This window comes from Nocardioides sp. (genome assembly GCF_050699375.1).
Taxonomy (GTDB): domain Bacteria; phylum Actinomycetota; class Actinomycetes; order Propionibacteriales; family Nocardioidaceae; genus Nocardioides.
This window is the reverse complement of record NZ_JBOHDN010000042.1, coordinates 1-8,250: the sequence shown is the minus strand read 5'-3', so window position 1 is coordinate 8,250 and position 8,250 is coordinate 1. Positions and strand designations below refer to the sequence as shown.

Annotated in this window: 8 protein-coding genes; 3 read left to right on the top strand and 5 right to left on the bottom strand. The window is 68.8% G+C overall.

Going from position 1 to position 8,250, the window contains the following annotated elements:
* Nucleotides 1–413 (bottom strand): GNAT family N-acetyltransferase (locus ACRDPS_RS02405; RefSeq protein WP_431500021.1); only part of this gene is annotated, 413 nt, incomplete at its 3' end.
* 38 nt (nucleotides 414–451) lie between these two features.
* Entirely contained in the window at nucleotides 452–1,894 is a 1,443-nt protein-coding gene (locus ACRDPS_RS02400; protein ID WP_431500020.1) for a glycine hydroxymethyltransferase, read from the bottom strand.
* Between the two features lie 464 nt (nucleotides 1,895–2,358).
* Between ACRDPS_RS02400 and ACRDPS_RS02395 the strand changes: the two genes are divergently transcribed.
* The 3 genes from ACRDPS_RS02395 (at nucleotide 2,359) to ACRDPS_RS02385 (ending at nucleotide 5,858) form a co-directional block, all read left to right on the top strand.
* The gene (locus tag ACRDPS_RS02395; protein ID WP_431500019.1) at nucleotides 2,359–4,083 is read left to right on the top strand and encodes a nitrite/sulfite reductase; all 1,725 of its coding nucleotides are present in this window, start codon (nucleotides 2,359–2,361) and stop codon (nucleotides 4,081–4,083) included.
* A gap of 178 nt (nucleotides 4,084–4,261) precedes the next feature.
* The gene (locus ACRDPS_RS02390; protein WP_431500018.1) at nucleotides 4,262–5,005 is read left to right on the top strand and encodes a phosphoadenylyl-sulfate reductase; all 744 of its coding nucleotides are present in this window, start codon (nucleotides 4,262–4,264) and stop codon (nucleotides 5,003–5,005) included.
* A gap of 109 nt (nucleotides 5,006–5,114) precedes the next feature.
* On the top strand, nucleotides 5,115–5,858 hold the full coding sequence (locus ACRDPS_RS02385) for a sirohydrochlorin chelatase (RefSeq protein ID WP_431500017.1): 744 nt from the start codon (nucleotides 5,115–5,117) through the stop codon (nucleotides 5,856–5,858).
* Nucleotides 5,859–6,050: 192 nt separating this feature from the next.
* On the opposite strand, the gene ACRDPS_RS02380 is transcribed toward ACRDPS_RS02385, so the two are convergent.
* The 3 genes from ACRDPS_RS02380 to ACRDPS_RS02370 all read right to left on the bottom strand — a co-directional run bounded on the left by ACRDPS_RS02380 (nucleotide 6,051) and on the right by ACRDPS_RS02370 (nucleotide 8,198).
* Nucleotides 6,051–6,461, bottom strand: a complete 411-nt coding sequence (locus ACRDPS_RS02380) for a DUF3037 domain-containing protein (RefSeq protein ID WP_431500016.1) — start codon at nucleotides 6,459–6,461, stop codon at nucleotides 6,051–6,053.
* Nucleotides 6,461–7,276 carry a HipA family kinase gene (locus ACRDPS_RS02375; protein ID WP_431500015.1) on the bottom strand — a complete coding sequence of 272 codons (816 nt, stop codon included), beginning with the start codon at nucleotides 7,274–7,276 and terminating at the stop codon, nucleotides 6,461–6,463. The genes ACRDPS_RS02380 and ACRDPS_RS02375 overlap by 1 nt, the downstream gene beginning before the upstream one ends.
* A gap of 79 nt (nucleotides 7,277–7,355) precedes the next feature.
* On the bottom strand, nucleotides 7,356–8,198 hold the full coding sequence (locus ACRDPS_RS02370; protein ID WP_431500014.1) for a PPK2 family polyphosphate kinase: 843 nt from the start codon (nucleotides 8,196–8,198) through the stop codon (nucleotides 7,356–7,358).
* Nucleotides 8,199–8,250 lie beyond the last annotated feature (52 nt).

The window sequence follows — 8,250 nt, the reverse complement described above, 5'->3', positions numbered from 1 at the left end:
CCGAGGCGCTCGTAGAGGCGGCGGCCGGCGTTGTTGCCGTCGACCACCCAGAGGGTCAAGATGGTGGCGCTGTCACGGCGGGCCCAGTCGGAGACGCCGTGGACCAGCGCCTCGGCGAGGCCGTGGCCACGCGCCTCGGGAGCCAGCCACATCGAGATCATGTGGTGCTCGTCCTCGTGGATGATCCCCGCGGCGAGCCCGGCCGGCTTGTCGCCGACCCAGGCGATGACCGCGGCGCCCGAGGCGGCCCACAGGCGCCAGCGGTCCTCGGGCCAGGTCGCGACCTCCTCGTAGGAGGACCAGAACGCCTCGGGGGTGTCCTTCAGGGCGGCGAGCCGGACCTCACGCAGGGCCTCCCACTCGTCTTCGGTGGCGACGCGGACCGCGGCTGTCGCCCGCTGACCTTCACTCATGCCGCCTCCGTCGCTGTCCCTCGCTCATGATCGCCCGCTCACGCCAGGTCGAGACCGGGGTACAGCGGGAACTTCGCGAGCAGCTCCGCCGCGGCGGTCTTGGTGTTGTCGGCGACACCGTCGGCGATGGCGTACGACGCCTTCGACGGGCCCCCGGCCTTGGTGGTCCCCGCGGTCGTCTTGGAGAGGACGTCGACGATGAGCTCGGCGACGCGGTCGAACTCGTCGGCGCCGAAGCCGCGGGTGGTCAGGGCCGGGGTGCCGAGGCGGATGCCGGAGGTGTACCAGGCGCCGTTCGGGTCGGACGGGATCGAGTTGCGGTTGGTGACCACGCCGGAGTCGAGCAGGGCCGACTCGGCCTGGCGGCCGGTGATGCCGAAGCTGGTCACGTCGAGGAGGACGAGGTGGTTGTCGGTGCCGCCGGTGACTAGCCTGGCGCCGCGCTTGAGGAAGCCCTCGGCGAGGCTCTTGGCGTTGTCGGCGACCTCCTGGGCGTAGGTCTGGAAGCTCTCCTGCTTCGCCTCGGCGAAGGAGACCGCCTTGGCGGCCATCACGTGGCTCAACGGACCGCCGAGGACCATCGGGCAGCCGCGGTCGACGCTCGGGGCGTACTCCTCGGTGGCCAGGATGAAGCCACCGCGCGGGCCGCGCAGGGACTTGTGGGAGGTCGAGGTGACCACGTGGGCGTAGGGAACCGGGTTCTCCTCGCCGGTGAAGACCTTGCCCGCGACCAGGCCGGCGAAGTGCGCCATGTCGACCATCAGGGTCGCGCCGACCTCGTCGGCGATCTCACGCATCTTGGCGAAGTTCACCCGACGCGGGTAGGCCGAGTAGCCGGCCACGATCACCAGCGGCTGGAACTCCTTGGCCTTGGCGCGCAGCGCGTCGTAGTCGAGCAGCCCGGTCTCGGGGTCGGTTCCGTACTGGTTCTGGTGGAACATCTTGCCCGAGATGTTCGGGCGGAAGCCGTGGGTGAGGTGGCCACCGGCATCGAGGCTCATGCCGAGCAGGCGCTGGTTGCCGAGCTCGTTGCGCAGCTTCTCCCAGTCGGCCTCGGAGAGCTCGTTCATGTTCTTGACGGCCATCTTCTCCAACCACGGGCCCTCCACGCGGTGAGCGAGGATGGCCCAGTACGCCGTCAGGTTGGCGTCGATGCCGGAGTGGGGCTGCACGTAGGCGTACTCGGCGCCGAAGAGCTCCTTCGCGTGCTCCGCGGCGATCTGCTCGACCGTGTCGACGTTCTGACAGCCGGCATAGAAGCGGTGACCGACGGTGCCTTCTGCGTACTTGTCGGAGAACCAGGTGCCCATCGTCATCAGCGTGGCGGGGCTCGCGTAGTTCTCGCTCGCGATCAGCTTGAGGCTGGCGCGCTGGTCAGCGAGCTCCTGCTTGGTCGCCTCGGCTATGCGGGGCTCCACGGAGGCGATGACCTCGAGAGCTTGGTTGTAGGCAGAACTCGTCAGGGAAGACAGATCGCTCATGGGTGACAGCGTAGTCAGCCGCGCGGGCGAGAGCAGCATCGTGGTCCACCGGTGAGTTGCGTACGTCCCTACCACTGCCCGCGGGAACACTCGGGCACTCGGCGGGGTTAAGGGATCGTGACGACATGGTGACCTCGGCCACATCGCCCGCATGGCCGAGCGTGACTGTCCCACATAACGGACCGGCGTCTCATATCTCGGGATTCCAGATTGCGTGATCGCCGTCCGCTCCCTGAGACTCCTTGACATGGTCACTGCTGCAACACATGCGCACCTCGTGGTTCGACGCCACGTGGACTTTTGCCGCATGCGCAGCGCGATCTGTTGGCGCCACTGACGACCAGCGCTCCGCAATTTGACGCGCCGAGCCGCTGGCCCGCCGCCCGACAGACATCCCGGGCGCCCGCCGCGAGCATGTCCCTGCTCCGCCGTGCGTCCACGACCGACGCAAAGGTTTCTCTGACATGAGCGACAACCGGTTTCAGGCCAAGCGCGCCACCAGGACCGAGATCCCGCGACCCAAGAAGGGCGAGGGTCAGTGGGCTCTCGGCTACACCGAGCCGCTGAACAAGAACGAGGAGTCGAAGAAGAACGACGACCCGCTCAACGTTCGCGACCGGATCCTCTACACCTACTCCAAGCGCGGGTTCGACTCGATCGACCCGGCCGACCTGCGTGGTCGCTTCCGCTGGTTCGGCCTCTACACCCAGCGCAAGCCCGGCATCGACGGCGGCAAGACCGCGATCCTCGACGAGGAGGAGCTGGACGACCGCTACTTCATGATGCGCGTCCGCTCCGACGGCAAGCTCATCTCCCCTGCCGGTGTGCGCACGCTGGGCCAGATCAGCGTGGACTTCGCCCGGGACTCGGCCGACCTGACCGACCGGCAGAACATCCAGTACCACTGGATCGACGTCGAGAACGTCCCGGAGATCTGGTCGCGGCTGGAGGAGGTCGGGCTGCACTCGACCGAGGCGTGCGGTGACTCGCCGCGTCCGTTCCTGGGCTCGCCGGTCGCCGGCGTGGCCGCCGACGAGATCATCGACGGCACCTCGGCGCTGCGGGAGATCGAGTCGCGCTACCTGGGCGACCCGGCCTTCTCGAACTTCCCCCGCAAGTTCAAGACCGCGCTGACCGGGCACCCGTCCCACGACGTCGCGCCCGAGATCAACGACGTCGCGTTCGTCGGCGCCGTCCACCCCGAGCACGGGCCCGGCTTCGACGTCTGGGTCGGCGGCGGCCTCTCCACCAACCCGCGCCTGGCCGAGAAGCTCGGCGTATGGGTGCCGATCGACGAGGTCGCGGACGTGTGGGCCGGTGTCGCGGGGATCTTCCGTGACTACGGCTACCGCCGGCTGCGCTCGCGGGCGCGGCTGAAGTTCCTGGTCGCCGACTGGGGCAAGGAGAAGTTCCGCGAGGTGCTGGAGAACGAGTACCTCGAGCGTCCGCTCGTCACCAACCCCTCGCCCGAGTCGCCCCTGGGTCACCGCGACCACGTCGGCGTACACGACCAGAAGGACGGCAAGAAGTACGTCGGCGTCGCCCCTGTCGCCGGCCGTGTCTCCGGCACCCTGCTGGTCCGGCTCGCCGAGGTCATGGAGAAGTACGCCGTCGAGGGCGCTCGACTGACTCCGTACCAGAAGATCGTGCTCATCGGGGTCTCGCCTGAGGTCGTCGAGGACCTGGTCACCGAGCTGGACGCCATCGGCTTCTCGGCCCGGCCCTCCAACTGGCGCCAGAACACGATGGCCTGCACCGGGATCGAGTTCTGCAAGCTCGCGATCGTGGACACCAAGGACCGGGCCCGCGACCTGATCGCCTCGCTCGAGTCGCGGTTCCCCGAGCTCGACGCCTCGATCACCGTCAACGTCAACGGCTGCCCCAACGCCTGCGCACGTACGCAGGTCGCCGACATCGGGCTCAAGGGTCAGCTCGTCCTCGACGACGACGGCAACCAGGTCGAGGGTTTCCAGGTGCACCTCGGCGGTGCGACCGGGCTGACCGCCAACTTCGGGCGCAAGCTTCGGGCTCACAAGGTCACCTCGGCCGGGCTCGACGACTACGTCTCCGCGCTGGTGGTCAACTACCTGGCCGACCGCGAGGAGGGCGAGGCCTTCGCCGCCTGGACCGCCCGCGCCGACGAGGTCCTGCTCCGCGGCGAGAAGACGTTGGACGAGGTGTCGGCATGAGTGAGCGCGCCGGAACCCCGTTCCACTGCCCGTTCTGCGGGGAGACCGACCTATGGCCGCACGAGGCCACGCACGGGTCCTGGGAGTGCCGAGCCTGCCTGCGCGCCTTTCAGCTGAAGTCGCTGGGCCAGCTCTCTCGGACTCAAGTCATCAATGACGGCACGAAGGAGGCACGCGAATGAGCGTCAGCACAGCAGCCGCCCGCGCCAACCGCGGGGTGGACACCGAGGGCCGTGCGCCCGAGGAGCTGCGCGAGATCGTCTCGCACTGGGGAGCCGAGCTCGAGCTCGCCCCGGCGGAGACGATCATCGAGTGGGCCGCCGCCACGTTCGGCGAGCGGTTCGCCATCACCTCCTCGATGGGTGACGCGGTCCTCGCGCACCTCGCATCGAAGGTGGTGCCCGGGATCGACGTGGTCTTCCTCGACACCGGCTACCACTTCATCGAGACGATCGGCACCCGCGACGCCGTCGAGGCGACCATGCCGGTCAACCTCCTCACGATCACCCCGGTCCAGAGCGTGGCCGAGCAGGACGCGGAGTACGGCAAGGACCTCTACCGGACCGACCCCGACCTGTGCTGCGCACTGCGCAAGGTCAAGCCGCTGGCCGACTCGCTGGCCTCGTACGACGCCTGGGCCACCGGCCTGCGTCGGGCCGAGACGAAGAACCGGGTGATCGCTCCGGTGATCGGCTGGGACGCGAAGCGCCAGAAGGTCAAGGTCTCGCCCATGGCGCGATGGTCCGACGAGCAGGTCGAGCGGTACATCGAGGACAACGGAGTGCTCGTGAACCCGCTCGTCTATGACGGCTATCCCTCGATCGGCTGCGCGCCGTGCACCCGCCGGGTTGCCCCCGGCGAGGACCCGCGCAGCGGGCGATGGGCCGGCACCGGCAAGACCGAGTGCGGCATCCACGCCTGACGCTCCAGCGCCGAACAAACGCGCGCCGATGGGCGCAAGGCAACACAGACTTCCACCCGCCCGAAGGGCGCACGAAACACAGCCCTGCAACACCCGAAGGATGATGACAATGGCAGCTCCTGCACTGGTAGCTCTGGCTCACGGCAGCCGCGATCCGCAGTCGGCCGCGACCATCAACGCCCTGGTCGCCGAGGTACGCGCCCTGCGCCCCGACCTGCGTATCGAGTCCGCTTTCCTCGACCACTCCCGGCCGCGTTTCCAGACCGTCATCGACAAGCTGGTCAAGGCCGGACACGACGAGATCGTCGTGGTCCCACTCCTGTTGACCGAGGCGTTCCACGCCCGCGTCGACGTGCCCTCGGTCATCGCCGAGGCCACCGCGCGCCACTCCGGCCTGCGTATCCACACCAGCGAGATCCTCGGCCTGGAGAGCGTCTTCCTACAGGTGCTCGACGAGCGGCTGCGGGCGTCCTTGAAGGCAGCGCGAGTACGCGAGCTCGACGCGCTCGTCCTGGCCGCCGCCGGCTCCTCGGACTCGCTTGCGAACCAGTCTGTGGCCCGCCTGGCCCGGATCTGGGGTGCCCACCACAAGCTGCCGGTCGTTGCTGCGTACGCCTCGGCTGCTCCTCCGGCCACCGGCGAGGCCGTCCGCGCCTTCCGCGCCGAGGGTCGCCGCCACATCGCCGTCGGCATGCTCTTCCTGGCCCCCGGGCAGCTGCCCGAGCGCGCCAAGGAGCTCGCCCTCGAGGCCGGCGCCGTCTCCGTCTCCGACCCCATGGGTGCCCACCCGGAGGTCGCCCGCACCATCCTCGCCCGCTACGCCGTCGGCGCCGTAGAGCTCGTCCCCGTCTGACCCACCTCCAGCCGAGAAGTCACTTCTGCAGGCCGAGGCGTCACAAATGCAGGCCGAGACGTCACTTCGGTGACGTCTCGGCCTGCAGAACTGACGCTTCGGCCTGCAGAGCTGACGCTTCGGCCTGCAGAGCTGACGTCTCGGCCTGCAGAACCGACGCTTCGGCCTGCATTTGTGACGCCTCGGCGGCAGTCAGCTCGCTTGGTGGGTGAAGACGCGGTCGAGCTCGGCGGCGGCGTCGGTGGTCATTCCACCGTGGACCGGGCCGGGCTGGAGGACCGTGGACTTGGGGGCCTTGAGGAGGCCGAAGCGGGCAGACTCGTTGTCGGAGAGCGCCCGGATGCCGTACGCGGTCGCGCGCGTGCCCGCGCCGAACCCGGAGTGGGCATCGCCGGAGCAGATCAGATCCACCGACTCCAGCGCGGCCCGCACGAGGGACTGGTCGAGCGCCGGGGCGAAGGCGGTCAGGCGCTGCTCGTCCAGCGCCCACCTGGCGGCGAGGAACCTCTGCTCGGGGCAGTAGAGGACGACACCGACGTTGAGGAACTCCTCACGCTCGGGCCGCGGAACACAGCGGAGCACGACGTACTGATAAGCGTCCATCACGCCTCCTCGGCAGGCTCGGCCGCCGGCAGCCAGAGGCGCCCACCGTCGAGGCGGGCGCGCAGGAAGGTCACATAGCGCTCGCGCAGCGCGTCGGGGGTGTCGTAGCCGGGAACGGTCTCGAGCCACTCGTCGGGTACGTCGGCGAGCACCTTCTCCAGCGCTGCCCCATCGAGCCGAGCGACGAGCTCGTCGGCCTGGGCGAGCGCCTCGGCGGCGTAGGTCCGCAGGACGTGCTCGGAGGTGTCATAGGGCTGCGCGGCGTAGCGCGCCGGGTCTCCCCCGCCGCCGGGCCAGACATGGTGAAAGTAGAGCGAGGCACCGTGGTCGATGACGTAGAGCGCACCATTCCACAGCAGCATGTTCGGGTTGCGCCAGGAGCGGTCGACGTTGGCGATCAGGGCGTCGAGCCACAGGATCCGCCCGGCCAGCGACGGGTCGGGCGCATAGGCGGCGTCGTAGCCGAAGGCCCCGGCCAGGAAATCGATGCCGAGGTTGAGCCCCGGGCTCGCGTTGAGCAGATCCTGGACCTCCTCATCAGCCTCGTAGCGGGCGATCTCGGGATCGAGGTCCAGCACGACCTGCGCCGGCGTGGGGATGTCCAGCGCCCGGCACAGGCCGGTGACGATCACCTCCGCGACCAGCACCCGCAGCCCCTGCCCGGCGCCACGGAACTTGCAGACGTACGTGCCGAGATCCTCGGCCTCCACGATCCCGGGCAGGCTGCCGCCTTCCCGCAGTGGCGTGACGTATCGAGTCACCCGCACCGTCTCCAGACTCACGCCTCCATGGCTCGCTCGCTGGCGCTCACTCACGCGGCCACCTCCGTAGCGCAAGCGCCAGAATACGGACGCGGCCACGTGATGCCTCCATGGCTCGCTCGCTGGCGCTCACTCACGAGATGGTGTCCTCTTCCAGTCGCTTCTTCTCCTCGGCGATGTCGAAGCTGGGCGCGGGCCAGTCGAGGTCGAGCTGGTCCAGGGTCTCCAGGAGCAGCTCGCCGATGGCCAGGTTGCGATACCACTTCTTGTCGCTCGGCACGAGGTACCACGGAGCGTACTCGGTGCTCGTGCGCTCCAGAGCAATCTCGTACGCCTCCTGGTAGCTGTCCCAGAGCTGGCGCTCGTCGACGTCGCCCGGGTTGTACTTCCAGTGCTTCGTCGGGTCCTCGAGGCGGGCGAGCAGCCGCTTCTTCTGCTCCTTCGCGGAGATGTGCAGCATGCACTTGAGGATGACGGTGCCGTCCTCGACCAGCCGTCTCTCGAAGTCGTTGATCGCGTCGTAGCGCCGTTCGATCTCCGCGGGTGTGGCGAGCTCGCGGACGCGGCCGATCAGCACGTCCTCGTAGTGGGAGCGGTCGAAGACCCCCAGATAGCCGGGCTCTGGCAGCGCCTTCTCGATCCGCCACAGGAAGTCGTGGCCGCGCTCCTCCTCGGTGGGCGCCTTGAAGCTGGTGATCCTCACGCCCACCGGGTCAACCAGCCCGACGGTGTGCTTGAGCACCCCACCCTTGCCGGAGGTGTCCATCCCCTGCAGGACCAGCAGAACCCGCTTGGGGATGTCGCTCTCCTTGGAGGCGAACAGCTTGGTCTGCAGCTCGATCAGGGTCGGACCGAGCTCGGCGAGCACCTGCTTGCCGGTCTCCTTGTCGGCACCGACGCCGGGAGCGGAGTTGGTGTCATACGCCGTCAGGTCCACCGGCCCGGCCGGCAGCCGCAGCAGGTCTCGAAGGCTCATGCCGTTGACAATAAGGCCGAGTCGGCTCGTTCTGACGCGCCGACTCGATGAG

Excerpts from the sequence above, each read along its gene's own strand:
- ACRDPS_RS02400 (WP_431500020.1), bottom strand. The coding sequence starts at position 1,894 with ATGAGCGATCTGTCTTCCCTGACGAGTTCTGCCTACAACCAAGCTCTC.
- ACRDPS_RS02395 (WP_431500019.1), top strand. The coding sequence starts at position 2,359 with ATGAGCGACAACCGGTTTCAGGCCAAGCGCGCCACCAGGACCGAGATC.
- ACRDPS_RS02390 (WP_431500018.1), top strand. The coding sequence starts at position 4,262 with ATGAGCGTCAGCACAGCAGCCGCCCGCGCCAACCGCGGGGTGGACACC.
- ACRDPS_RS02385 (WP_431500017.1), top strand. The coding sequence starts at position 5,115 with ATGGCAGCTCCTGCACTGGTAGCTCTGGCTCACGGCAGCCGCGATCCG.
- ACRDPS_RS02380 (WP_431500016.1), bottom strand. The coding sequence starts at position 6,461 with ATGGACGCTTATCAGTACGTCGTGCTCCGCTGTGTTCCGCGGCCCGAG.
- ACRDPS_RS02370 (WP_431500014.1), bottom strand. The coding sequence starts at position 8,198 with ATGAGCCTTCGAGACCTGCTGCGGCTGCCGGCCGGGCCGGTGGACCTG.